At 65.3% G+C, this 24,853-nt stretch carries 19 protein-coding genes; 6 read left to right on the top strand and 13 right to left on the bottom strand.

What is annotated here, in order from left to right; translation table 11 throughout:
- Positions 1–312 precede the first annotated feature (312 nt).
- From fumC to I6F38_RS40470, 4 genes are all read left to right on the top strand, one after another.
- Complete coding sequence (gene fumC, locus I6F38_RS40485; RefSeq protein ID WP_225164335.1) at positions 313–1,731, top strand: class II fumarate hydratase; 1,419 nt, start codon at positions 313–315, stop codon at positions 1,729–1,731.
- A 274-nt stretch (positions 1,732–2,005) separates the two neighbouring features.
- Positions 2,006–2,194 carry a DUF4169 family protein gene (locus I6F38_RS40480; RefSeq protein ID WP_016841076.1) on the top strand — a complete coding sequence of 63 codons (189 nt, stop codon included), beginning with the start codon at positions 2,006–2,008 and terminating at the stop codon, positions 2,192–2,194.
- Positions 2,191–2,466: a ribbon-helix-helix domain-containing protein gene (locus I6F38_RS40475; protein ID WP_024580116.1), complete on the top strand. Its 276-nt coding sequence runs from the start codon at positions 2,191–2,193 to the stop codon at positions 2,464–2,466. The genes I6F38_RS40480 and I6F38_RS40475 overlap by 4 nt, the downstream gene beginning before the upstream one ends.
- A 56-nt stretch (positions 2,467–2,522) precedes the next feature.
- A complete protein-coding gene (locus tag I6F38_RS40470; protein ID WP_225164334.1) occupies positions 2,523–2,876 on the top strand; it encodes a VOC family protein in 354 nt (117 codons plus the stop codon).
- Positions 2,877–2,940: 64 nt separating this feature from the next.
- Here I6F38_RS40470 and I6F38_RS40465 read toward each other — a convergent pair whose 3' ends face one another.
- Positions 2,941–6,660, bottom strand: coding sequence for an AsmA-like C-terminal region-containing protein (locus I6F38_RS40465; RefSeq protein WP_225164333.1), 3,720 nt, complete (start codon positions 6,658–6,660; stop codon positions 2,941–2,943).
- Positions 6,661–6,859: 199 nt separating this feature from the next.
- On the bottom strand, positions 6,860–8,092 hold the full coding sequence (locus tag I6F38_RS40460; protein ID WP_225164332.1) for a cytochrome P450: 1,233 nt from the start codon (positions 8,090–8,092) through the stop codon (positions 6,860–6,862).
- Between the two features lie 157 nt (positions 8,093–8,249).
- On the opposite strand from I6F38_RS40460, the gene I6F38_RS40455 reads away from it, so the two are divergent.
- Positions 8,250–8,861: a TetR/AcrR family transcriptional regulator gene (locus I6F38_RS40455; protein ID WP_028342330.1), complete on the top strand. Its 612-nt coding sequence runs from the start codon at positions 8,250–8,252 to the stop codon at positions 8,859–8,861.
- Positions 8,862–8,865: 4 nt separating this feature from the next.
- Here the strand turns inward: I6F38_RS40455 and I6F38_RS40450 are convergent, their stop codons facing one another.
- From I6F38_RS40450 to I6F38_RS40400, 11 genes are all read right to left on the bottom strand, one after another.
- Complete coding sequence (locus I6F38_RS40450; RefSeq protein ID WP_225164331.1) at positions 8,866–10,158, bottom strand: MFS transporter; 1,293 nt, start codon at positions 10,156–10,158, stop codon at positions 8,866–8,868.
- Between the two features lie 170 nt (positions 10,159–10,328).
- Positions 10,329–10,967 (bottom strand): hypothetical protein, encoded by a 639-nt coding sequence (locus tag I6F38_RS40445; protein WP_225164330.1) that lies wholly within the window; start codon positions 10,965–10,967, stop codon positions 10,329–10,331.
- Complete coding sequence (locus I6F38_RS40440; protein WP_225164329.1) at positions 10,927–11,568, bottom strand: hypothetical protein; 642 nt, start codon at positions 11,566–11,568, stop codon at positions 10,927–10,929. The genes I6F38_RS40445 and I6F38_RS40440 overlap by 41 nt, the downstream gene beginning before the upstream one ends.
- A 40-nt stretch (positions 11,569–11,608) precedes the next feature.
- Positions 11,609–14,704: an adenylate/guanylate cyclase domain-containing protein gene (locus I6F38_RS40435; RefSeq protein ID WP_225164328.1), complete on the bottom strand. Its 3,096-nt coding sequence runs from the start codon at positions 14,702–14,704 to the stop codon at positions 11,609–11,611.
- A gap of 367 nt (positions 14,705–15,071) precedes the next feature.
- Entirely contained in the window at positions 15,072–15,818 is a 747-nt protein-coding gene (locus I6F38_RS40430; protein ID WP_225164327.1) for an ABC transporter ATP-binding protein, read from the bottom strand.
- Complete coding sequence (locus tag I6F38_RS40425; RefSeq protein WP_225164326.1) at positions 15,799–17,598, bottom strand: ATP-binding cassette domain-containing protein; 1,800 nt, start codon at positions 17,596–17,598, stop codon at positions 15,799–15,801. Before I6F38_RS40425 ends, I6F38_RS40430 begins: the two co-directional genes overlap by 20 nt.
- A complete protein-coding gene (locus I6F38_RS40420) occupies positions 17,598–18,455 on the bottom strand; it encodes a branched-chain amino acid ABC transporter permease (RefSeq protein WP_050385417.1) in 858 nt (285 codons plus the stop codon). The genes I6F38_RS40425 and I6F38_RS40420 overlap by 1 nt, the downstream gene beginning before the upstream one ends.
- Positions 18,456–18,474: 19 nt before the next feature.
- On the bottom strand, positions 18,475–19,671 hold the full coding sequence (locus I6F38_RS40415) for an ABC transporter substrate-binding protein (protein WP_225164325.1): 1,197 nt from the start codon (positions 19,669–19,671) through the stop codon (positions 18,475–18,477).
- 161 nt (positions 19,672–19,832) lie between these two features.
- Positions 19,833–20,816, bottom strand: coding sequence for an NAD(P)-dependent oxidoreductase (locus I6F38_RS40410; RefSeq protein ID WP_225164324.1), 984 nt, complete (start codon positions 20,814–20,816; stop codon positions 19,833–19,835).
- Between the two features lie 12 nt (positions 20,817–20,828).
- Positions 20,829–22,685 carry a TRAP transporter large permease subunit gene (locus tag I6F38_RS40405; RefSeq protein WP_225164323.1) on the bottom strand — a complete coding sequence of 619 codons (1,857 nt, stop codon included), beginning with the start codon at positions 22,683–22,685 and terminating at the stop codon, positions 20,829–20,831.
- A gap of 9 nt (positions 22,686–22,694) precedes the next feature.
- Positions 22,695–23,726 (bottom strand): TRAP transporter substrate-binding protein, encoded by a 1,032-nt coding sequence (locus tag I6F38_RS40400; RefSeq protein ID WP_225164322.1) that lies wholly within the window; start codon positions 23,724–23,726, stop codon positions 22,695–22,697.
- Positions 23,727–23,886: 160 nt separating this feature from the next.
- Here I6F38_RS40400 and I6F38_RS40395 point away from each other — a divergent pair, with 160 nt between their 5' ends.
- The gene (locus tag I6F38_RS40395; protein ID WP_225164321.1) at positions 23,887–24,627 is read left to right on the top strand and encodes a FadR/GntR family transcriptional regulator; all 741 of its coding nucleotides are present in this window, start codon (positions 23,887–23,889) and stop codon (positions 24,625–24,627) included.
- Positions 24,628–24,853 lie beyond the last annotated feature (226 nt).

The raw sequence follows: 24,853 nt of genomic DNA, 5'->3' as shown, positions 1-24,853 counted from the left end.
CTCCTGCTCGGTCTCGGTGCTCTCGGTCTCGGCCCCTGCGGCCCACGCAGCGGCCGAGACCGAGAGCACCGAGACCGAGCAGGAGCCCGCGAAGCCCAGCGAAGGCGCCGAGGTCGTGCGGCTGGACCGCTTCCGCAAGAAATAATCTAAGCGCAGATCACGCCTCGACCTTGTAGGATGCTTGCCGGGATCGGGATGACAAATCGTCATCGCGGCCTACCTTCTGCATGAACGTGCCCTTCACGCGGACGCTGTCGCGTTGCCGCGCGGGGCCACATTTTGATGACGCAACGGCAAGCATCCACGGAAAGCATGATGGCTCGATCGACGATCCCCTCCAAGGCAAAGACCCGCAGCGAGACCGACAGCTTCGGTCCGATCGACGTTCCCGCCGACCGCTATTGGGGCGCGCAGACCGAACGCTCGCGGCAGAATTTCAAGATCGGCCACGACCGCATGCCGATCGCGATCGTCCATGCACTCGGCATCGTGAAGCTTGCGGCCGCGGAGACCAATCGCGAGCTCGGCCAGCTCGATGCGCGCCGCGCCGGCGCCATCATCCGCGCAGCCAAGGAAGTGATCGAAGGCAAGCTCGACGACAATTTCCCGCTGGTGGTCTGGCAGACCGGTTCGGGCACACAGAGCAACATGAACGTGAACGAGGTGATCGCCAACCGCGCCAACCAGATGCTCGGCGGCGAGCTTGGCGCCAAGAAGCCGATTCATCCGAACGATCACGTCAACATGAGTCAGTCGTCGAACGACTCGTTTCCGACCGCGATGCATATCGCCGCAGCGAGCCGCATCGTCGCCGATCTGGTTCCAGCACTCACCGAACTGCTTCGCGCGTTGCGCAAGAAGGAGAAGGCGTTTGCCAAGATCGTCAAGATCGGGCGCACCCACACCCAGGATGCGACGCCGCTGACGCTCGGCCAGGAATTCTCCGGCTACGCCGCGCAGGTCGAGAGCGGCATCGCGCGGCTGCGCGTCGCGGTGAAAGATCTGTTTCCGCTCGCGCAGGGCGGCACTGCCGTCGGCACCGGCCTCAACTCGAAGCCGCGATTTGCGAAAACCTTCGCGCGCCACGTCGCCAAGATCACCAAGCTGCCGTTCACCAGCGCGGCCAACAAGTTCGAGGCGCTGGCTTCCAACGACGCCTATGTGCTGGTGCACGGCGCGATCAACTCGGTGGCGACCGGCCTGTTCAAGATCGCCAACGATATCCGCTTGCTCGGCTCGGGCCCGCGCTCGGGCCTCGGCGAGTTGATCCTGCCCGAGAACGAGCCGGGCTCGTCGATCATGCCGGGCAAGGTCAATCCGACCCAGTGCGAAGCCATGACCATGGTCTGCTGCCAAGTGTTCGGCAATCAGACCACGATCACCGTCGCCGGCAGCCAGGGCCATTTCGAGTTGAACGTGTACAAGCCTGTGTTGGCATACTGTATGATAAATTCCATTCAGTTGCTGTCTGACGTTGTCCGCTCATTTACCGAGCATTGCGTTGTCGGAATACGCGCCGACGAAAAGCGCATCAACGAACTGATGCAGCGCTCGCTGATGCTGGTCACCGCACTCGCGCCGAAGATCGGTTACGACAACGCAGCCAAGGTCGCCAAGTCGGCGCACGCGCGCGGAACGACGCTGAAGGAAGAGGCTTTGAGGCTCGGATTTGTTTCCACGGATGAATTTGATCGCCTCGTGCAGCCGGACAAAATGACACACCCGGGCTAAAGCGAAGTGCGCATTGTCCGGATAATTACGGTCAGCGCGCGTGATATAATTATGGATCATAACGCCTAAAGACTAAGGGGCGTTGCCTATGAGCTCTGCGCTGGCGCATGGTACAGACGTCTAGTTTTCGCAGAGCGAAACGGATTCTTTGATGCTATCAGAGCATCAAATGGGGATTCGGGATGGATATCGAGCCGGGCGCGTAGTGCAGTCGCTCTTGCTTTCGTCACGATGCATCACCAATTCCGCTCTGGGGACGATGAGGACGACGAGCATGGGCGACGTGGTCAACTTGAAACGATTCAAGAAGCGCGGTGAGCGCGAACAAGCAGCGAAGCAGGCCGAAGCCAATCGTGCGCTATTCGGTCGCACCAAATCCGAACGAGCGCGTGACGAATTCCTCGGCGAGCGCAACGCGCGTGTGCTCGATCAGCACCGCATCGAAAATGGAGACGCATCATGAAGTCTCCCGTCGTCAAGCGCTCGATTGTCGTCGCCGGACACAAGACCAGCGTCAGCCTCGAAGAAGCCTTCTGGAATGGCATGAAGGAGATTTCCGGTCTGCGGAACATGACGCTGTCGGAGTTGGTCGGCGAGATCGACAACAACCGTCAGCAGGGCAATTTGTCCTCCGCGATCCGGCTGTTCGTGCTCGACTACTTCCGCTCGCGCGCCACGCCGGCGGTGCCCACGGATGTCAGGCCGCAACAGGTTGACACGCGTCAGCAGGCCTGACGGCCCTCTCCGACCGTCGCCACCAGTAGACGGTCGTTCCGCTGCGCGGGCTCAGCATGAAGGTCAATCGGATCGTCGCGAACGTTGCCGCACCGGACACAGCGGCAGCGAAGTCGTTTTATCGCGACGTGCTTGGCCTCGAGCCACTGATGGATTTCGGTTGGGTTGCGACTTACGGCTCATCCGAAACAATGCAGGCTCAAATCAGCTTCGCTTCCGAAGGTGGCTCCGGCATGCCGGTGCCTGATCTCTCCATTGAGGTTGACGATCTCGACGAGGCCCTGCGCCGAATGAAGGCAGCCTGCATCGCGATCGAATACGGACCGGCGGACGAGCCGTGGGGCGTGCGGCGCTTCTTCGTCCGCGATCCCTTCGGCAAGCTGATCAATATTCTCCAGCACCGATCATGAGCCAGCGCTTCGTTTGACGCGCTTTCTTGACGCGAACCGGTGCCCACTTCGCTTGAAAGCGCGTCTAGTTCTGCACCGCCGGCCGCTGCGGCGGATTGGCGACCTGCGGCGTCAGCGACAGCGGCGGCCGCAGCGGCTTCGGCCTGGCCGCGCCGGGCGCCGGCTTGACCTCGATCGGCGGCGGCAGCGGCGCCAGCTGCGGCTGGCTCGCAAGCGACGCGGGCGGCGCAATGGCGGGTGCGGTGGCGACCGGCGGGACAGTCGGCGGCCGCGGCGCAACGATCTTCGGCTTTGCCGGCACGCGGCGCGGGTCAGGACCAGGCCCCGGCGAGTTGGCGGAAGGCACTCCTGCCGAATTCGGGTTGGATGCATCCGGCGCCGGCTCGGCCGGATGCGGAAGCGCCGTTTGGGTCGGCGGCGGCGCCGGTTCGCCGCGCTCGATGGCATCGAGCCGCTTGGTCTCCCGGTCGATCGCGCGCACCGCAAGCCACGACGACAGCGCCGCAATGTCGATGCTGCGCGACAATCCATCGGGCGTACCGACGGCAAGCAGCTGGATTTCCGGTCGGCTGTTGGCCGTGCCAACCTGCGTCGATGCCAGGGCGGCGCGGATGTCGGCCTGGTCGGCCGGAATGTCGTAGCCGCCGGATACGGTCGCATTGGCACCGTTCGCCGCGAGCGTGGTGGCGCCGACCCGGAGGCGGCCGTCGCGGATGTTGAAGGGGATTTGCGCCGAAGCAATCGACAGCGCGCCGCTCGCGAGCACCGGTTCGACGATCTGCCGCAGCCGCGTGTCGTCGGTCGCCTGCCCGGAATCGCTGGCGCGGATCGCAACCTCGAAGGCGCGCGGATCGAGGCCCGGAAGGCTCAGCCCCTCCAGCGTCACGGTGCCGCTGCCGGACAGCGCGCCGGTCAAGGCCGAGGCGCTGCGGCCCTGCGTCAACAACGTCATCTGCATCGAGGCGCGTCCCTTGGGCATCGCGAGACTGCGGTAGCGCAAGGCTGAACTGTCGATGCCGGACAGCTGCACATTGGCGCTGAGCGCAAGTCCGTTGGCGCCCTGTCGCGCATCGATGGTGGCGGTCGCCTCGCCACCGCCGATCTTGCCCTTGATGCCGTCGAAGGTCAGCGATTGCCCGTCCGACCTGATGGTGCCGCTGACCGGCTGCAGCTCGGCGCCACCCGGCAGCAGGCCATGCAGCGCTTCGAACGTGACCTTGCCGCGCCAGGCGCTTGTGAGCCCCTGGCCGAGCGGCTCCGTCGCATCGTGACCGGCCGCGCCGATCGCGGCCGCGAAAATCGGCGCCAGCGTGATCTGATCGAGACCGACTTCGCCGTCGACGCTTTTCTGATCGGCGAGCGTCAGCGCCAGATGACCGCGCAGCCGTGAACCGGCGATGATGCTGTCGAGATCGTCGAAGGTCAGCCTGTCGCCCGCGAGCGTCAGCTTCGACGACAGGCGGATGTTTGCGCCCGGATCGGCTGGTTTCAGATTGAGCAGCGGACTGATGTCGGCGCTGCGAACGCGGAGGCTGATGCTCGATTTGCCCGCGTTGGCCCCGTCCTTGGTCCAAGGCTCCGCGGTCCCTTCGGCATCCGCGTCGAGCCCTGCGCCCCAGAGCCTTGCCTTCAGCCGCAACGGCGCGCCCCACGCGCCGATCGCCGTGCCCTCGAATTGCGTCGAACCGGCACCGGCTGCGACCGCATGGTCAAGCCCAAGCAGCGCCAGCAAAGCGTTGCCATCGCCGGCCGAGAATTTCGTCTCCGCTGCAACCTCGTTGCGGCGAAGTGCATCGAAATCCAGCGCACGGATCGCGGTCACCTGCGGCGTCGCCGAGATCACCGTATTGCCCTTGAGCTGCGGCGTGTCGAGATCGAGCGTCGCGCGCGCGCTGACGCGATCGGCCGCCTTGCCCTTGCCGAGGTCGAGCGCGAGCCTGGCGCGAACCGGGCCGGCATCCGCGCGGAGCACGCCAAGCCGCGCGGCCAGCGCCGGCGCGAACGGCTGAACCACAGCGGTCAGCCGGCCAAGCGACGCGGCGGTCGCGTCGACCGCGAGCTTGCCGGTCGAATTAGCGCGGTCGAAATTGCCATTGCCGTCCAGCGTGACGTTGTCGGGCTGGCCGATCTTGACGCGCTCGAGCACGATATTCTTCGGGCTATAGGCGATCTTCGCCAGCAGCGGCCGCAATTCCTGCCCGGAAGAGACCGCGCGCCCGACGTCGAGCGACAGCTGCGCCTCGTCGGGCCATTCGCCTTGCGGACCGGCCAGCGAGCGGATCAATGCCGCGGTCGCGTCGAGATCGAGCCGCTCCGCCTTCAACTGCGCCTCGACCTTCGAGCCGCTGGTCGCCTCGCGGTGCGTAACCGCGACGCGGCCCTCGAGCGTGCCGCCCTCGATCTCCGCCTTCATCGCGTCGATCGAAAAGCCTGATGGCGACACCATGACGTCGCCGCGCAACCGCAGCGGCTTCTGGCTGCGATAGGTGACGTCGCCGCGCCCCTGCAGCCAGGTCATCAGCGCGTCGGGATCGGACGATTCGATGTTCAGCGCGGTCTTGAAGCTGTTCGCTGTTCCAGCTTGCGCGCTGGCACCGCTCATGGAGACCCGCGTGGATCCCGGCGCGCGAAATTCCAGCCGGCGCACCGTCCAGGATTTCGCATCCGATCGCAGCTCCGCCGATATGTCCTGCAACGGACGGCCGCCGAGCATGATCTGCTCGGACGCCAGCTCCAGCTGCGCCGGTATCGGGCTTTGCGGAAGACCCGACAACACCGCGCGCATGGCCGGCAGCACGCGGACCGGCTCGACATTGCCATTGCTGCCGTCCTTGGCGCTGTCCTTGGCGGCGAACTTGTCGCCGTCGAGCTGCCGCGCCGTAAGCGAGGCGCGCAGCAGCGGCGACGCACCGAAACGCAGATCGCCATTGCCGGCGAGCTTCAGCGCACGGTCCTCGGCGCCATAGCTCACGTCGATCTGGTCGAGCCGCGCCGCCGAATAATCCGATTTCACCTTGGCCGCGATCCGCCATGGCGGCGCATCGCCGCCGCGCTGACCGGGCGCACCCGCCAGCGTCAATGTTCCCTCGAACCGCGGCGCGCGGGCCTCGAAGGTCAGGATGCCGTCGAGATCGGCCGACACCGGCCGCTGCCCGGGATCGACGCTGAAGTGCAGGCGGGTGCCGCTGCCATCGGCGCTTTGCCCCGAGGAGACCCGAAACGGGTAACGATTGCCGTCGAACATGAAATTGCCGTCACCCCGGATCGCGCCGGCAAGCGAGCGGACGTCGCCACTGAAGGCAATGTCGTTGAGCTCGAGCGTGCTGCGGCTCGCGGCATCATGCAGCGCGATGCGGCCGGTCAGGTTGAGCCGGTCGATCGCCAGCGAAGCGAGGTTGAAGCTCCCGCTCGACGGCGACCAGTCGATCCGCCCTTTCGGGTCCAGCCCGAGATCGAGCGACACGCCGTTGATGGTGAGCTCGTTCGCGCGCCACTCGCCGCGCATCAGCGAGCTCAGGCTGAGTTCGACGTCGAGATTGGCAGCCCGAATCTTGCCGAGGTCGTTGGCGCCGCCGACGGTGACCGTCTTCAACCGCAGCGAGGGTGCCGGCAGCAGACGCGCGTCGAGATTGCCGGCGACGCGAATCGGCACGCCGATGATCTTGGACGCCTCCGCCTCGAACTGCGGCCGGAACTGGTTCCAGTCAACGAAATATGGACCGACCAGCGCCGCGACCAGTGCAAGAATGAAGGCAATTGCCAGGCCGAGCAGCGTCGTCTGCACGGTGTCTCCCTTTGAGCCAGCTCCGGGGCAGCCTCCTCATGCTGAACCCTTTGCCAACCTCTGGCCGGAGCAACCCGAATATAGAGACAAGTACGGCGAAGTCACAGCCGGTTTACTGCTGGGACTCTGGACAGATGGTTGATTTCCCGTTCAAGCGTGCGTGTGCCGGCCTCGCCGCGGATCGCTGCCCGCGGGAACGTCACCAGCTCGCCGGCAGCCGCTTCAGCCCGCGCAGCACGAAGGTCGGGCGCCACTCCGGATTTTCCGCGTCATCGAGCCGCAGGTCGGGAATTCGGCGCAGCACTGTCGAGATCGCGATCTCGGCCTCGATCCGCGCCAGCTGGGCGCCGAGACAGAAATGGATGCCTCCGCCGAACGACAGCGGCTTGACGTTCGGCCGCCGGATGTCGAGCCTTTCGGGGTGGTCGGGGTAGACAGCCTCGTCGTGATTGGCCGAGCCTAGGAGGCACAGCACGCTCTCGCCCTTCGGGATGCGCTTGCCACCGAGGTCGTCGATGTCCTCCAGCGCGACACGGCCGGTCAGCTGCACCGAGGAATCGTAACGCAGGAACTCCTCGATGGCATTGGTGATCAGGCCGGGATTGGCCTTCAGCAGCGCGAGTTGGTCCGGGTTGCGGAACAGCGCCAGCAGGCCGTTGCCGATCAGGTTCACGGTCGTCTCGTGACCGGCGCCGAACAGCAGGATGATGTTGCCGGTCAATTCCTCGTTGGTGAGCTTCTGGCCGTCCTCCTCGGCCTGCACCAGCTGGGTGGTGAGGTCGTCGCCGGGCTGCTTGCGGCGCAGCTCGAACAGCTGATGGAAATACATCGCCGCCATCGCATTGGCGGCGTTGCCCTGCTTGATTTCTTCAGGCGTCAGCGGCACCGGCTCGAGGATGCGGCCGCCATCGCGCGAACCGTTGTAGAAGGCCTCGCGGTGTTCCTCGGGGATGCCGAGCATGTCGCAGATGATGGTGACCGGCAGGCGGAACGCGAAATCCTCGATCAGATCCATCTTGCCTTGCGGAATGATGCGGTCGAGCGTCTCGTCGACGACGTGCTGGATGCGCGGCCGCATGTCCTCGACCCGCCGCGCGGTGAAGGCCTTGACGACAAGGCCGCGCAGGCGGGTGTGGTCGGGCGGATCCTGCTGCAGCATCCAGTGGCTCATGCTGCGGAAGACCGGCTCGTCCATGATCTTCGGACCGTAGCGTCGGATCGAGCGCTCGGCAAAATCCTTGCCGAACCGCTTGTCCCGCAGCACGAGGCTCGCCTCGGCGTGCCGGCTGGCGACGAAAGCGCCGTGCACATTGACATGCATCGGATCGAGGCGGCGCAGCCGCTCGTAATACGGATAGGGATTGCGAATGAATTCAGGCGCCAGTGGATTGAAAAGCGGCTCGCCGCTCGCCGGCTGAACTTGCTCGTTCATGGTGACCTCGTTCACTCGCTACGCCGATGCCTAAAAGGCTGGCGTGCCCTGGTGTCATCCTCAAGCCCGCATCATCACGGATGCGGCTGTTCTGGTTCTGTCGAACGCAACTCGATACACTCTTGTATCGAGTTGCATTGTGCCCTAAAATGCGCCGATGTCAAGGGTTCGAACCAGACCGACACGGGACGACACCTGCGAGAAGCTGTTCGAGGCGGCGGCGCGAGTGTTCGAGGAACAGGGGATCGGCGGCGCCAGCATCGAGGCGATCGCGGCCGCGGCGGGCTTCACCCGCGGCGCCTTCTATTCGAACTTCAAGAGCAAGGACGAGCTGATCTTCGCGATGCTCGAGGATCACGTCGAGCAATCGATCCGGCGCAATCTCGATTTGCTTGCCCGGCACAGCAACCTGGCCGACTTCCTCGAGGCGCTGCGCACCATGGACCGCAGCCGGCAGGATCCGCTCGGCCGCTCCCCTCTCCTGCACATGGAGATGATCCTGTTCGTGGCGCGCGCCGAGAAGCGCCGGCCCGAGCTCGCCAAGCGCCTGCGCGCGCGGCGCAAGCTGATCGCCGACATCGTCACGACTGCGCAGAAGAATAGCGGCAGGAACGGCAGACTCGATCCGGATTGGACCGGAGCGATCGTGCTGGCGCTGGAAGATGGCTTCCGCCTGCACCGCCTGATCGATCCGGAAACCACCCCCGCCGACAGCTGCCTGCGCGCGATCACCGACCTGCAGCGCGCGATCGGCGTTTCGTCGGCCTGATGCGTCAGGCCGCGCTTGCGGCCTTGTGCATCTGTCCGGCGACGGCGCGGACCTTGCGGGGCGAGGCCTGCCAGATCGCAAATGCCGACAGCAGGCTGACGGCGATCCCGAGCAGGAAGGCGCTGGTATAGCTGCCCGAGAGATCATAGAGCTGGCCGGTGATCCAGGGGCCCGCAGCGCCGCCGGCGAGCGCAGCCAGCATCACGGTGCCGAAGATGCTGCCGTAATGCTTGCCCTGAAAGATCTCCAGCACGACCGGTCCCATCACGGATGTCAGGCCATAACCAAGCGCGCCCTGGGTGAAGACCATGAGATAGATCAGCGCCATGTTGGGCCAGTATTTCAAGGCGGCGAGCGCGGCGAAGCAGATCACGAAGCCGAAGCAGGAGATCGCCCACACCCATTCGCGGCCGATGCGATCGGAGAGATGCCCGAGCCAGATCTGGCCGGGAATGCCGAGCAGGCTGACGACGCCAAGCGCCCAGACGCTAACACTGGAGCTGAAGCCGATGTCGAGCAGGAATTTGGTCTGATGCACCTGCACCGCGTACCAGATGTACAGGCCGCAGAAATAACCGATCGCGATCCACCAGAACCGCGCGGTGCGCAGCGCACGCGACAGCGTCCAGTCGGTGCCGGCCCATACCGGGTCGACGATATTCGATGCCGGCCTGGCTGACGTCGCCGTCGGTGCGGCATCGCCGTCCGGCTGCAGGCCGATGTCCTCCGGCCGCTTGTGCAGCAAGAGATTGATCGGCGCGAGCACGACCAGCACCACGATCCCCATTGCGGTGCAGGCGGTGCGCCAGCCGGTGTGCTCGATCATGTGCTGCACCCATGGCAGCAGCGTCACCGAGCCGATGCCGACGCCCGCGAAGGCGAGCCCGATCGCAAGTCCGCGGCGGCGGAGGAACCAGTTCGGCACGAACAGCGATTGTCCGGAATAGCCGAGGCAGACGCTGCCAGCGCCGACCAGCACGCCGATCGTGAGATAGAGATGCCAGGGCTGCGTCGTCAGCGGCGCCAGCAGCAGGCCCGAGCCCATCAAGAGCACACCAAGCTCCATCACCGCGCGCGGGCCGCCGCGGTCCATCAACCGGCCGATCAGCGGACTTGCGATCGCCGAGGCGACAAAGCCGAACGAGAAGGCGCCCGCCGTGATGCCGCGCTCCCAGCCGAATTCCGAGATGATCGGCGGATAGAACAGCGAGAACGCCGTACGCGCGTTGACGCCGATCGCCATGGTGACGAAGGTCACCGCGACGATGATCCAGCCGTAGAAAAAGGGAAGTCGCATCGGAGGCAGCATTCCATCCGCAACGGAACAGGCTGGACCGGCGCCGTGGCGGACTTTGGGCAGCCGGCAGCAGGCGCTGCCACCAGCCAGATTTCAGGACGACCTGGAGACAGAAGGGCCGACGCATCCGTCGACCCTTGCCGCCACAATCAACCGCCGTGATCGCCTCGTCAACGCTTGCGCGGACGCTTGGCCGACTTTTTGGCTGCCTTCTTCTTGCTGACGGCTTTCTTCTTGCCGGCGGCCTTCCCGCCGCCTGATTTGGTGCGCCTGAACGTTGGCCTGCGGAGCGAAAGCTCGGGCCAGGCGATCGGCTGTTCACCGCTGTCAGGGTCGTTGTCGCCGGGCGGATCTTCTGCGCTGTCATCCATCGGCCCCTGTACGACCAGATGGACAAGATAGGCGGTGCCGGCCCCATTCAGGTAGTTCGCGAGCGGCTCGTTGTTGCTCGGAAACAGATGCGGATGGGTCACCACGCTGTTTTCCTCGACCGAGAACTTCACCGCCTTGATCGCGGTTCGGGTCATCGCGTCGCCCAGGATCTTCTTGATCGCCTCCTGCGTCTCCTCAGGCAGCACATGGTGGAGAAAGAAGAACCATTTCCGCTTGGCATCATCCTTCCCGTAATCCTTGCTCGGATAGGCACCGATGCGGAACGCCACGCGCCGTAACCTGTGGCTCGGATCAAACAGCTTTTCCTTCTTGTTGTGCTTGCGAAGAGTAGCCAGATCCTTGCCGCTGAAGAGCTCATTCAGCCGGTCCACGATTTCAGCATCGGGACCGCTGCCGACGGGAAGTAGCGCACCCATTTGTCGTCTCCCTTTGTGCAATTTGATTCAGTCGTAAAAACTCGGACAGATAGCACCGCGGAATTGCCCGCGCGGCCTCCGGTCGAACCAGTACATGTTTGCGCCTCGGCCAATGATCGGACCAGCACACGCTTGGACCGCGCTTGCGAGCTCTCAGGCCGCAAGCGGCAAGCGCAGTCAACTGCTCGATGCTCGATACCGCGCGCTCAATCGAGAGCGTGCGCCCGGTCTGCTTGCGTAGCCGGGCTGCGCCCTTGGCGAGAATCCAGCGGTCCGCCGCGCACTCGCAACCGAGCTCGGAATTGGCGGCGAGCCGACCGCCTTTCGACAGATGGTGTCCGACCTCGTGCAGCAGGGCGAAAACCAGGCCATCGGCGTTCATCGCCGCGTGGTAAGCCAGTCCGCCATAGATCCGCACGACCCGGTCGTTGCCACGAATGAAGGCCTGAGCATTGACGGTTGCGCTTCCTTCGTCGAGCTCGAAAAGCAGACCGGGAAACGCACGCCTGAAATCGGCCAGGATGTCGCAAAGGAGCGCGTCCCTGCACGTGCGGGCGCTTCCTTTGCCGACCGGTTCGCCCGTCATATTCGCGAACAACATGAGATCATCCAAATGGGATCAGAACAATTTCACTCGCAACTCAAATATTATTGGCTTCGTTCGAACTTCGACTCGCTTTGACCGTCTTTCCCACGCCCCCGACAAAGGGCGCGAAGATCATCGCGCCGGTCTCGTGAAGCAGCGCGGTCGCGCGATCCAGTTCCTTCGTGCCCTCCTCGGCCTCATCGCCGCGCCCGGAGCGCAACAGCAGATCGGCGCGAACCGATCGGGCAAGGCATTCCGGAATGCGCGCGTGCCGCTTGACCGCAACCGCAATCGCCTCGTCGACGGCGGACAACGCCGCCGCCGCATCTCCTTTCTGCCGATACGCGTTCGCGAGATCGGCGAGAATCCGTGCTTCGTTTTCGAGGCCTGCCTTGCGGGTTCGCGCGAAGTCGAGCGCGGCCGTCAGATCCTCGATCGATGATGTGATCCGGCCTGCCACCATATGGGACAGGCCGCGGCTGGCCTGGGCGTAGACGCGCAAATATGGATTGCCGCTTTTGACCGCGAGCGAGAAGGCACGATCGGCGTGGTGCTGGGCCAGTCCGACGTCGCCTTCGGACCAGGCGAGGTCGACATAGGCGAGGCTCGGAATGACATAGTGAATGGCATCGACCTGGCTGCCATCCAGTTGCAGCACGCGATCGAGCAGCGGCCGTGCCTCGGACCCGCGCCCCAGCATCACGAGCGTCTGCCCGCGCATGGCGGTCAGCCAGACCTCGACGTCGAATCCAAGCGTCTCCCGGTCCGACTTCACGATCTCCGAGGCGCGCGCGGCCGCCTCCATGTTCATCTGCAGCGCCTCCGACATCCGTCCCGAGAGCCGGAGAGCGTGGCAGAGAATGGCCTTCAGCGTGACCTGGACACTGGTGTCGGTGCCGGTGTCGGCAAGCGCCTTGGCTTCCAGCACCCGCTCGACATATTCGTCGGCCGAGCCGCCATTCGCCAAAATCCGGCCGTAGGCAGCGTGAATCAGCGTGTTGGCGCGCAGATCTCCCATCGCGAGCGCGAGGCCGCGGGCTTCCTCGAAATAGACCTGCGCATCGGCGGCTGAAATTCCCTCGCGCCAGCCGAAATTCACGATCTGGCCACAGGCCATCATCTTCAGATAGTCGGTCATTTGCGACGGGGGCTGGTGCGTCAGCAGTTCACGCACCTTCTTCCAGCTCCGCAAGGCCTGACTGGGATCGTTCGCGCCGACCCAGACCGCCGCGCGCATGTGCTGCTGCGCCGCCTTCAAATGTTCGCCGGCATGCTCCCAGTGGTAGGCGAGAAGCGACGCCCGTTCCTCGGCGCGATCCTTGAACAGCTTCTCGATCGCCTGCGCGACGGCAGCGTGAAGCTCGCGGCGCCGCTCGTGCAACAGCGACAGATAAGCGACTTCCTGGATCAGCGGATGACGAAACGCGATCAGCCGCTGCTCAAAGGGAGGCACGTCGTAGAGCAATTCGGCGCGTCGCAAATGTCCCACGGCTTCCAGCAGCTCGGCCTTCGCCAGTCCGGCAACGGCATCGAGAACCGACAACGAAATCTCGCGCCCGGCAACCGAGGCGACCTCGAGGGCTCTTTTTGCGTGTTCGTCGAGGCGATCGATGCGCGCCGCGACCACGGCCTGCACGGTCGTCGGAAGCGGGATTGTGTCGATGCCGCCCTTCAGCCGGTATGCGCCCTTCTCGCCCTCGAAGTCGCCGCGCTCGACGAGGGCGCTCATGAGCTCTTCCAGGAAGAACGGATTGCCATGCGCGCGCTCGACGATGTTCCGGCTCAACAGCGCCAGCGACGGGTCGGCACCAAAATGATCGCGCAAGATCGATTGCGCCTCCGCGGGCCCAAGCGGAGCCATGTTGATCTGCCGGTAATGCGACCGCTGCATCAGCGGCGCGCTCAATCCGGCCCTGAAATTGACCAGCAGCATCGTCGTGGTTCCGACCACGGCGTCGGCAAGGGCCTCGACGAACTCCTCGCTCGCCGGATCGATCCAGTGCAGATCGTCGATCAGGACGACCGTCACATTGTCACGAGGTGCGGCGCGTACCAGTTCGCCGACGAAATCGAGCAATTGGGCCTTGCGGGCCTTGGGATCCAGTTTCGGCGCGGGCTGGTGCGGGTCCGCCAGACCGAGGAATTCCAGCAGCACGGGTGCCAGATGATCGGAGACCGGCATTGCCGCCAACCGGTCGAAGACACGGCGGCGCGAAACGTCCGGCGCTTCCTCCTTGATGCGAAGGCCGAAAATATCCCGAAGCAGCGCCAGCACCGGCTGAAACGGCGTTGCGCGGCCGTGCGCGAGCACACGCGCCTCAAAGACGCGGATGCCCTTGCTGCGACAACTCTCGGCAAATTCAAAGCAAAGGCGACTCTTTCCTATGCCGGCCTCGCCGACGACACCGACCGCCCGGCCATCTCCCTTGCGGGTGTTCTCGAATTCAGCCGTCAGCGCCGCAAACTCGTCGGCGCGGCCGGTCAAGGGACTCAACCGTCGTCCGGTCCGGAACACACCGCTCGACGGCGCATGCTGAAGGCCCCTCAGCCTGAGCACCTCGACGGGAGCCGCGAGCCCCCGAATGGCCTGCTCGCCAAGCGACTCCACCTCCACGAACTGCTTCGCGACAGCGTAGGTTTCCCTCGAGACCAGAATGGTGCCGGGCTCGGCAAGGTGCTCCAGTCGACTGGCGAGGTGCACGTTCGCGCCCGCGGCGTCATAGGTTTGATAGATGCCGTGCTCGATGGCCTGGAAGACGACCTCACCGGTGTGGACGCCGACGCGGATTTGCATATCGACGTCATGCAGCCGCTTGACGTCATCCTGCATCGCCAACGCCGCGAGACAGCCCCGAACGGCGTGATCCTCATGAGGCTGCGGGGCGCCGAACATCGCCATGACGCCGTCACCCTGGGCCTTATTGACGACGCCGCCGTAGCGGTGAACCGCCTCGTTCATCAGGCCGAGCACCGGCTGCAAGCGCCGCATGCCCAGTTCGGGATCTCCGAGGCTATCGATGATGCCCGTCGAGTTGCTGATATCGGCGAAAAGGATCGTGAGGCGCTTCCGCTCCCCGCCCTTGGCATGCAGGCTCCTCAGGGCATGCTCGTGCGACGGCTGAACCTGGGTCGCGTCAATCGCCGTCGTCAACGCAGCGCCGCACCTTCCGCAAAAGCGGCTGCTTGATCCGTTCAGGTGGCCGCAAGCTTCACACGTAATTCCGAGAGAGGCCCCGCACCCTTCGCAATACTCATTGGTCGCCCTGTTCTGACAACCGCAACGCAAACATTGCATCGTAGGCCTCTTGAAGAGAGCTGCAGACGCAGGCAACCGCAACAAGTCTTAAAAACAACGCGACAATGATCACAATCGGGTATCGCTGTGAAGCTTAGCAAAGCCGCCTGCACCTGTCGTGCCATTTTATGGCGCACGTGCAGATTGCGCCAAAACGGCAGTCGACGCCGCATCCGATCACAAGTTGCGTCGCCGTTGGCGTCAAGCACACAGGTTGCATTGACTAAGTCTGCAACGCGTGGCTCTCATGGCCGAAATAGGCGCGCTCGAGCCGATGCGCCAAGTCGCTCTCTCCGGTCGGCGCCTCCAGCGCGATCGCACCCTGCACCAGCGCGTAGACGCGATCGGCACAGGCGAGCGCCTTCTCCAAGAGCTGCTCGACCAGCAGCACGGAGGTGCCCTGCTCGCGCAGCCGGCCGATGACGTTGAGGACGCGATCGACCAGCACCGGCGACAGTCCCGCGGACGGCTCGTCGAGCATCAACAGCCGCGGCCGGCGGACCAGGCCCTGCGCCACCGTCAGCATCTGCTGCTGCCCGCCCGACAGCGCGCCGCCGCGTTCATGCCGCTTCTCGGCGATCTCGGGAAAGAACGCCAACGCCTCCTCGATGCGCACGGCACGCTCGGCGCGCGGCAGGTCATAGCCGGCAAGCAGCAAATTGTCGGTCACCGAGATCTGAGTGAACACGCGATGTCCCTCGATCACATGCACGAGCCCGGCCCGCGCGGCATCGCGCGGCGTGGCGTTGGTCATGTCGCGGTCGCCGAACCGGACCTGTCCGGCAGTGACGGGCAACAGTCCGGACATCGCGCGCAGCAGTGTGGTCTTGCCGGCCCCGTTGGGCCCGAGCAGCGCCACGACCTCGCCGGCGGCAATCGTGATGTCGATGCCGTGCAGTACACGGATCTTGCCGTAGCCGGACTCCAGCCGATTGACCGCGAGCAACGGTTCAGCCGCCGAGATAGGCACTGACGACCTCCTTGTGGACGCGGATTTCCGCCGGGGTTCCCGCCGCCAGCGTCCGGCCCAGATTGAGCACGGTGACCTGGTGGCAGATATCGAAGATCAGATCGGCATGGTGCTCGACCAGCAGCACACCGGTGCCGCGGCCGCAGACCGCCTTGATCAGGCTGGCAAGCCGCTCGATCTCGTCATTGGAGAGACCCGCGGCAGGCTCGTCGAGCAGCAGGAAGTCGGGATCGAGCATCAGCGCCCGCGCGATCTCGATGAAGCGCAGTTCGCTGTGCTGCAGGCGATCGGCACGTATGTCGGCGAGCGCCTCGAGGCCGACGACGCCGAGCAGTGCGTGCGCCTTGGCCGCGAGCAGACGCTCGTCGGCGCCGTTGCGCGGCAGTGCGAGCATCGCCTCGACGAAATTGGCCCGGCCCTCGATCGAGCCGCCGATCATGACGTTCTCCAACACCGAGGCTTCACCGATCACCCGCGGCGTCTGGAAGGTGCGCGCGATGCCGCACGCTGCCCGCTTGACCGGCTGACCCGCGGCCAGGACTTCGCCGCCAAGCGTCATAGTGCCGGCTTTGGCGGCATAATAGCCCGAGATCACGTTGAGCGTCGTGGTCTTGCCGCTGCCGTTCGGTCCGATCAGCCCGTGGATCGCGCCGGGCGCAATATCGAGATCGAGACCATCGATCGCCTTCACATTGCCGAAGCTCAGCGCGATGCCGCGCAACTGCAGCGTCTTGCTGCCGTCCCTGCGGCGCACGATGTCGGCGAGTGCAGCGGGACGCGGAACGATGGCGCGGTTGCTGGCGAGCGGCCGGCGGTTGCGGAAATCGAGCAACGCCGCGATGCCACCGGGCATCACCAGCACGATCACGAGCAGCAGCACCGCGTAGAGGAAGGTCGACCAAGCCGCGAGCGGTGCCGCGATCTCGGGCAGGATGGTCAGGATGATGGTGCCGAGCATGGGCCCGAGGATCGAGCCGCGGCCGCCGATCAGGATCGCGATGAAGAACAGCACCGAGAGGTCGAAGGTGAACGCATCAGGCGTGATGTAGGTCTGCAGGGTCGCGAACAATCCGCCGGCGATCGCCGCCAGCGCTCCGGCGAACAGGAAGATCGCGATCAGCATTTTCGGCTTGGAGATGCCGCTGGCCTCGGCGGCGACCTCGGCGTCGCGCACCGCGATCAGCGCGCGGCCGAACCGGCTGCGCGCGACGTTGGCGCTCATCCAGGTGGTCAAGGCGGCGAAGGCGATGCAGAGGGCGTAGAAGCCCCACGGCGTGTTGAACGGCGGCGGGAATTCCGGACCTGCAATGCCAATGCCGCCGCCGGTCACGCTCTGCCAGGCCAGCGCGATCTGGGTCACGATGGTGGCAAAGCCGAGCGTCGACATGGCGAAGTAGAAGGTGCGCAGGCGCAGCGCCGGCAGGCCGACCACCACGCCGAAGATCGCGCCGATCAGGCCGGCGATCGGCAAGGCGACGAACACCGGAAGCGCCGGCATCACGTTGCCGGCAACCAGCACGCTCGTCGTGTAGGCGCCGAGCGTCAGCAGCGCGACATAGCCGATCGCAAGGTGACCGGCAAAGCCGACCACCAGATTGAGGCCCGACACCAGCACCCAGTAGATCGCCATGCGGGTGCCGATCAGCACCCAGTAATCGTTGCTGACGAACGGCAGCAGCACCGCCGCCACCAGAATGCCGAGGAACGGCAGGACGTGCGGCAGCGCGGCGCGCCACACGCCGCTGTCGGTTCGGGACGGCGTGGCCGCGACCGACGTCATCACACCCTCCGCGCGGTCGAGGCGCCGAACAGCCCTTGCGGCGCGGCGAGCAGCACCACGATGAACAGCGTGAATACCGCAACCGAGGAGAAGATGCCGCCGACCAGGAAGTTCGCGGCCTGCTGGAACAGGCCGAGCGCCAGCCCGCCGATGATCGCGCCTCTGTTGTTGCCGAGTCCGCCCAGCGCCACCGGCACGAAGCCGTAGAAATTGAGCAGCGCGCCGTTGGCGAAGAAGGCGAGCAGCAACTGCCCGCCGGAAAATCCTGCGATGCCGCCGACCACGCCGGCGAGCGCGTAGCTCGCCACCCGCAGATTGCGCTCCGGCAGGCCGAGCGCCCGCGCCGCAAAATTATCCTCCGCGATGGCGAGGAACGCGCGGCCGACCAGGGTGCGGCGGTAGAGATATTCAAGGCCGACAATGGTGACCGCGCAGGCGAGGACCGGCAGCCAGAATTTCTCGTCGAGGACGCCCTCGCCGAATCCTGCGATGCGCGGGAACGGTTGCGGCTCGGTGCCCCATTTGATCGCGGTGATTTGCTGGATCATTAGCGCGACCGCGAGGGTCGAGAGCACGTAGAGATGCTGGTCGAGGCTCTTGAGCACCGGCCGCACCGCGACGAACTCAGTGATGATTCCGATCACCGCGCAGCAGAGCAGCGTCAGCACGAAGCCGACGGCAATGGGCAGGCCGAGCTTCAGCGTGAACATCGAGCCGAACACGCCGCCCAGCATCGCGAGCTGGCCGGCGGTGAAGCTCATCACCCGCGAGGTCGAGAACATCGTGTTGTAGGTGACGCCGACGAGCGCGTAGATCGCGCCCGCCGCGAGACCGGATGCAAGGATCGAGGCCAGCATCGGCTGCGCCCCCGCCCTTCTATGTATACCCCGGCGCCAGCGCGAAGGTGCCGTCCTTGGCGGTAGAGGCTTCCGACATCACGATCTCTTCGGTCAAATAGCCGTTGTGCTCGGTCGGCGAGAAGCGGTAATTGCCGAAATAGCCGGGATAGGTCGACAGCGTGTTCCAGTACTTGATGATGCCGGCGCTGTCGGTCGAGCCGCTTTCGGCGACCGCCTTGGCGATCAGCTCGATGCAATCGATGCCGCCCGCGACCCACCACAACAGCGTGTCGTTCAGCGCGATGTTGGCCTTGGTCAGGCGCGCGACCAGGTCCGCGCTCTTCGGCGGCAGCTTGCCGGCGCCGTCATAGCTGCAGCTCTTGTAGCCGATCGCGTAGACCTTCTTCCAGTTCTCCGGCTTAGCGACCAGGCTGGCAAGCTCGCCCGACGCCATCGAGGGGTGGCCGACGAAGGGAACGTCCCAGTTCATCGCGGCGCGGGTGTTGAACATGCGCGCCTCCATGCCGGTCGAGACGCTCCACACCACGATCGCTTCCGCGCCGGCATTCTTGGCGCGCAGCATGTCCGGCGTCATGTCGGGCTGCGTGGCGTCGATATTGGCCTGATAGGCCACCTCGGCGCCGTCCTTCTTGAACGCCGCGACGGAAGCGCCGACCGCGGTGACGCCATAGCCGGTGGTGTCACCGATCACCGCGACCTTCTTCACCTTGAGGATCTTGAGACAGTAATTGCGCACGGCATCGTCCCATTGATTGTTCGACGGCGCGATGCGGAACGCATTGGGGAACTTGACCGGGTCGATCAGGGTCTCGACGACGCAGGGATGCAGGTCGGGCATCTTGGCGCGCGCCATGATCGGCGTCGTCGCCAGCGCCTCGCCCGAGTTCAGCGGACCCCAGATCGCGTGCACCTTGGCCTGGCTGATCAGCTCCTGCGTGGCGTTCACCGCCTTGGTCGGATCGCCCTGGGTGTCGCGCATCACGAGCTCGATCTTGCGGCCCTTCACCCCGCCGGCGCCGTTGATGGCGTCGACCGCGAAGTTGACGCCGCGATTGAAGCCGACGGTCGGCGCCGAACTCGGGCCGGTGATCGCCGCGAGACAGCCGATCTTGATCGGTTCCGACTGTGCGATGGCAGGCGCTGGGAAGGAAAATGATGCGGCGCCCAATGCACCGGCGCTGCCCAACAAAACGTCACGGCGTGAAATAGCCATGTGATGCCTCCCTGTTTCCCTCTCGGCGCCCGTCGTTTGTTGCGGGACGTCCGTTCATTGATTGTCCGCGCGCTCAGGGGCCGCGGTTATGCGGGCCAAGTCTGGGCCGGATGCGAAGCTCTTGTCCAGCCCCGCGGACGACATTGGGCTTCGCCAAACTTTCATGGCCGAGGCCGCCGCGTCCAGTAGCCGGCATTGACCGCGCCGAGGGGTATCTCGCCGGCAACGATCTTCGCGACCTGGCGTACCGTCTCCGATGACTGGTGCTCGATCGCCTGCGGCGTCAGGCCGCCGACATGCGGCGTTGCGATCACGCTGTGCAGCTTCGCAAGCTCGGGCGTCGGCATCTGGTCCGGCGCGCGGCCGACATCCATCGCGGCACCCGCAATGCGGCCATCGCGCAGCGCGGCCGATAGCGCCGCCTCGTCGACGAGGTTTCCGCGCGAAAGGTTGATGAAGAATGCGTGCTTCGGCATCCGCGCCAGCGCGGCCTGCCCGATCAGGTTCTCGGTCTGCGCGTTGGCGATCGCGAGACAGACAACGTAGTCGGCGCGCGCGAGCAGATCGTCGAGCGGCAGATGCGCGATCGCCGCATCATCGATCGTTACGTAGGGATCGGCGACCAGCACATTCATGCCGAGCACCTTTGCGATCCCGGCAAGATAGCGCCCGATGCTGCCATAGCCGATGATGCCGATCGTGCTTCCCGCAAGCTGGCGGCCCATCACGACCTCGGGCGCCGTGCCCGCATGATAGTCCGCGGTTGCGCGCGAGACGCCGCGCGACAGATCGACCATGAAGCCGAGCGCGAGCTCGGCGACCGACTGGACGAAGCCGGCGCTCGCCTGTGTCACCAGCACGCCGGCGGCGGAGGCCGCGGCCACGTCGATATTGCGGATATCGACCGCGCAGCGCACGAAGGCGCGCAACTTCGGCAGAAGCGGGAAGATCTCCCCTCGCCCCTGCGTCATGCGGTCGGCGACGATGATGTCGACATCGGCCGCGGCCTTGACCAGCGCCGCCGCGTCGAGCGCCTCCTCGCCTTCGTGCAGCTTGACGTCGGCGACCGCGCGCAGGCCGCTCAGGCTGCGCTCGCCATAATAGTCGCGGCGCATCTGCGGGGTATGGGCGAGCAGCACCTTCACGATCCTACCCCCCTAGTAGCCGAGCGCATGCGGCAGGGCCGTGCTGATCGCCGGCACGAAGGCGATCACCAGCAGGCACAACAACAACAGGCCGAGATAGCCCGCGATCGGCTTGATGGTCTGCTCGATCGGCACGTTGCCGATCAGGCAAGCGCCGTAGAGCCCAAGGCCAAGTGGCGGAGCAAAGAGCCCGAGCCCCATCGCGATCACAAGCACGACGCCGAAATGCAGCGGATCGATGCCGAGCTTGACGGCAACCGGTAGCAGCAACGGGCCGAAAATGATCAGCGCCGCGGCGCCTTCGAGCACCGAGCCCATCACCACCAGCACCAGGATCGACAGCAGCATGAACAACCAGACACCGTGGCTGCCCGAGATCGCCAGCATGAGGTCGCCGACGGCATGCGGCACCTGCTGCAGCGTCAGGATGAAGGCCAGCGACTGCGCCGCGGCGACGATGAACAGCACCAGCCCCGAACGAACAGCCGACTGCACGAAGCAGTGCGCCAGACTCCTCGCACCGAGCTCGCGGAACAGCAGGCTGCCGACGGCGATGGCGTAGACCGCGGCGAAGGCGGAGATCTCGGTCGCGGTGGCGAAGCCGCTCTTGAAGCCGAAGAAGATCATGAAGATCAGCCCGAACGAGGCGATCGCACCGGTCCAGAGCCCGGATACCGCGACGCGCGGCTCGGCTTCCACGTTCGCCGTGGGGCGCTTGCCGAAGATGATCGACACCGCGATCAGCGCCAGCGCCATCAGCGCGGCCGGCAACATGCCGGCGACGAACAGTCCGCCGATCGACAGGTTGGCGACGAAGCCGAGGATGATGAGGTTGATGCAGGGCGGAATCGTCTCCGCCATGACAGCGGAGGCGGCGAGCAGCGCCACCGCTCCGCCCGGGTTCTGCCGCGAGCGGCGCGCCGCCGGGATCAGCACCGAGCCGACCGCGGCAACGTCGGCCATCTTGGAGCCCGAGATGCCGGAGAACAGCACCATCGACATCACCATGACGACGTTGAGCCCGCCGCGCATCCGTCCGACCGCACGCTGCAGCAGCTCGATCAGCCGGACCGACATGCCGTTGGCTTCCATCAGGTAGCCGACCAGGATGAAGAACGGGATCGCGAGCAGCACGAAATTGTCGATGCCGCGCGCCATCTGCTGGGCGAAGATCACGCCGGGCAGCGTGCCCTCGACCCAGATGAAGATCAGCGCCGCCAGCGCCAGCGCAAAACCGATCGGCAGTCCGCCGAACAGCGTGAGGAAGAAGCCGATCAGCATCAACGTTTGCGATGACGGTACGGACGATGGTGCGAATGCATCCCAAGCGAGATAGAGACCCACGATGACGGCAGTCGCGACGATGGCCACCGTCATGTCGCGCAACGGCCGGCCACAGAACGTCTCGAACGCGAAGATCGTCATAAACGCCGCGCCGACGCCCATTGGATAGAACGTCCATTCCAGCGGCAGGCCGGAGCCCGAGGTCTGACCGGTGGTCAGCCAGCCCATCTTGACGGCGTTGAACGCGACATAGCCGGCAATGATGGTGACAAGCAGCGCACCGACCGCGTCGACCACCCGCCGCACGCCCGGCGGCAGCATGTTGACGAAGAAGGCGACGCCGAGATTTTCGCTGCGCGCGAGCGCGCTTGCCGCGCCGAAGAAGCTCGACCCGACCATCAGGCCGCGGGCGACGTCGTCGGACCATTCGACCGGCGCGTTGAACAGGAAGCGGGCCAGCACCGAGACGCAGACCACCACGAGATCGGCGGCAAGCAGGAGCGCGGCGGTCGCGTCACTGATGGCGAGCAGCGGCGCCGTGATCCGATCAGCGCTGCTTCTCGCCTCGACTGCGGCGACTGACATGCGCCGACCTCAGGCCTGGGTGGCGCGGATCAGGTCGACGACGGCCTTGGCCTCGGGCCGCGCCTTGATGAAATTGTCGGTCTGCGGCAGCACGCGCTTGCGGAACGCCTCCTTGTCGCATTCGACGACGGTGACGCCCTTCTCCACCAGCGCCGCCAGCGCCTCCTTCTCCACCGCAAGGCCGTGCGCGCGGGTGTCGATCGCGGCCTTGTTCGCCGCATCGAGGAAGCCTTCGCGCAGCTTGGGAGCCATGCGGTTGAAGCTGGTGTCGCTGAAATAGACCGCGAGCGGCGAGAAGATGTGCTGGGTCAGCGCATAGTGCTTCGCGGTCTCGTAGAACTTGCTCGCCAGGATGGTCGGCGGGTCGTGCTCGAGCCCGTCGAGCACGCCGGCCTGCAGCGCCGTATAGATCTCGCCGAACGCCAGCGGCGTCGCGGCGGCGCCCATCAGCCGCAGGCATTCGGTGATGATCGGATTGGGCAAGGTGCGGATTTTCAGGCCGGCAAGATCCTCCGGCGTCTTCGCCGGTTTCTTCGCCAGCACGCTGCGCGCGCCGAAATTATAGGCCCAGCCGATGATGTGAATGCCGGCGCCCTTGAGCAGCGCAGCCTCGATCGGCTTCGCCGCGCCGGCGTCGAACGCCTTGGTCTGCTGCTGGAAGCTGGTGAAGAGGTAACCGAGGTCGAAGGTGCCGACCAGCGGCACGAGATTCGCCGAGATCGACGAGCCCGACACCATCAGGTCGATCACCCCGAGCTTTACCGAGTTGATGACGTCGATCTCCTGGCCGAGCTGGTTATCGGGGAAGAAGGTGACCTCGATCTGCTCGCCGAGCCCGTTCGCCTTCAGACTCTTGACCAGATTGTCGTAGTAGACGCGGCCATTGGCGTATTTGGGATCGTTCGGAAGCGACGACGAGCATCGCATTTTCATCACCGCAGCCTCGGCGCGGCCGATGATGGCGGGCGCGGCGGCAAGCCACGCGGTCGCTGCGACCGACGACTGCAGCACAATGCGGCGGCTCACGCGGTTCGACGTCATGCTGGTGCTCCTCCCCGGGGACGGATCTTTATTGTGTTGGCCACCCGCCTGACGGCGTGAGCTTGGCAGCCGATTTGTCATAATGTATGACAAAACGGATACGGTTGTGCAAGGGCGCGGCTCGGCGGCGGCGCAGGCTGCAACCGCAGCGAGGCCCTCGATGTTCCAGACATCCAACGCGTTGCGTCGGAGCGTGCACAGCCAGGTCACCGACCGCGTCGGCAGCAGCATCGTGCGCGGCGAGATCGGCGTCGGCGAAACGTTGCCACCGGAAATCCGGATCTGCGAGATGATGGACGTCAGCCGCACCGTGGTGCGCGAGGCGATCCGCACCTTGACCGGCAAGGGCCTGATCGAGTCGCGGCCCAAGAGCGGCACGCGGGTTCGGCCGCCCGAGCAATGGAATCAGCTCGATCCCGACGTGCTGCGCTGGCACCTCGAGACCGCGGAGATCGACCGTTACCTCGCCAAGCTGTTCCAGCTGCGCGCCGCGGTCGAGCCGGCCGCGGCAGCGCTCGCGGCGACCCATGCCGAGGAGGTCGACATCGCCCGCATCCGCGCCGGATGCGACGGCATGGACGCCGCGCAGACCAACGAGGAGTTCGTCGCCGCCGACATTGCGTTCCACCAGGCGATCTATTTCGCCACCCGCAACGAATTCTTCTGGCCGATCGCGCAGATGTTCGAGATCACGCTGCGCCAGAGCTTTACGATCGCAGCGCCGGGCTCGCACCGTCCGCGGGCGCTGCGCGAGCACCGCGCGGTGCTGGACGCGATCGCCGCCGGAGATGCGGAGACGGCGCGCACAGCCACGGTCGTGCTGCTGACGAATTCCGCCGACGACCTGGTGCGAATCCGTGGCCGGGAGTTCGACACGCCACGTCCAGCCAAGCGCCGATGATGTTGGTGACTGCGGTCGTGATGCGCTCACTGCTTCCACATGGTCGTCCTGGCGACAGCCAGGATCCATATGTGGACGGCCCCCGTGGCACAAGAGCTGTTGGTGAGATCGGATCGCTTGCATCCATATGTCCGGCCTGTTGGGTGCGATCGAATGGATCGCTGGCCAAGATGGTTTGCGCGATGCGAGTTCCAAACAACCACGCGGCCTGTTGGCGGCCGATGGG

Origin of the sequence: Bradyrhizobium sp. BRP56, from assembly GCF_020194035.1 — a bacterium.
GTDB lineage: Bacteria > Pseudomonadota > Alphaproteobacteria > Rhizobiales > Xanthobacteraceae > Bradyrhizobium > Bradyrhizobium australafricanum.
This window is presented reverse-complemented; position numbering and strand designations above follow the sequence as displayed.

What these genes read in the sequence shown, in the direction of transcription:
- I6F38_RS40445 (WP_225164330.1), bottom strand. Translation starts at nt 10,967, where the DNA reads ATGGGTGCGCTACTTCCCGTCGGCAGCGGTCCCGATGCTGAAATCGTG.
- I6F38_RS40400 (WP_225164322.1), bottom strand. Translation starts at nt 23,726, where the DNA reads ATGACGTCGAACCGCGTGAGCCGCCGCATTGTGCTGCAGTCGTCGGTC.
- I6F38_RS40450 (WP_225164331.1), bottom strand. Translation starts at nt 10,158, where the DNA reads ATGCGACTTCCCTTTTTCTACGGCTGGATCATCGTCGCGGTGACCTTC.
- I6F38_RS40480 (WP_016841076.1), top strand. Translation starts at nt 2,006, where the DNA reads ATGGGCGACGTGGTCAACTTGAAACGATTCAAGAAGCGCGGTGAGCGC.
- I6F38_RS40455 (WP_028342330.1), top strand. Translation starts at nt 8,250, where the DNA reads ATGTCAAGGGTTCGAACCAGACCGACACGGGACGACACCTGCGAGAAG.
- I6F38_RS40475 (WP_024580116.1), top strand. Translation starts at nt 2,191, where the DNA reads ATGAAGTCTCCCGTCGTCAAGCGCTCGATTGTCGTCGCCGGACACAAG.
- I6F38_RS40395 (WP_225164321.1), top strand. Translation starts at nt 23,887, where the DNA reads ATGTTCCAGACATCCAACGCGTTGCGTCGGAGCGTGCACAGCCAGGTC.
- I6F38_RS40415 (WP_225164325.1), bottom strand. Translation starts at nt 19,671, where the DNA reads ATGGCTATTTCACGCCGTGACGTTTTGTTGGGCAGCGCCGGTGCATTG.
- I6F38_RS40420 (WP_050385417.1), bottom strand. Translation starts at nt 18,455, where the DNA reads ATGCTGGCCTCGATCCTTGCATCCGGTCTCGCGGCGGGCGCGATCTAC.
- I6F38_RS40405 (WP_225164323.1), bottom strand. Translation starts at nt 22,685, where the DNA reads ATGTCAGTCGCCGCAGTCGAGGCGAGAAGCAGCGCTGATCGGATCACG.
- I6F38_RS40460 (WP_225164332.1), bottom strand. Translation starts at nt 8,092, where the DNA reads ATGAACGAGCAAGTTCAGCCGGCGAGCGGCGAGCCGCTTTTCAATCCA.
- I6F38_RS40470 (WP_225164334.1), top strand. Translation starts at nt 2,523, where the DNA reads ATGAAGGTCAATCGGATCGTCGCGAACGTTGCCGCACCGGACACAGCG.
- I6F38_RS40425 (WP_225164326.1), bottom strand. Translation starts at nt 17,598, where the DNA reads ATGACGTCGGTCGCGGCCACGCCGTCCCGAACCGACAGCGGCGTGTGG.
- I6F38_RS40440 (WP_225164329.1), bottom strand. Translation starts at nt 11,568, where the DNA reads ATGTTGTTCGCGAATATGACGGGCGAACCGGTCGGCAAAGGAAGCGCC.
- fumC (WP_225164335.1), top strand. Translation starts at nt 313, where the DNA reads ATGATGGCTCGATCGACGATCCCCTCCAAGGCAAAGACCCGCAGCGAG.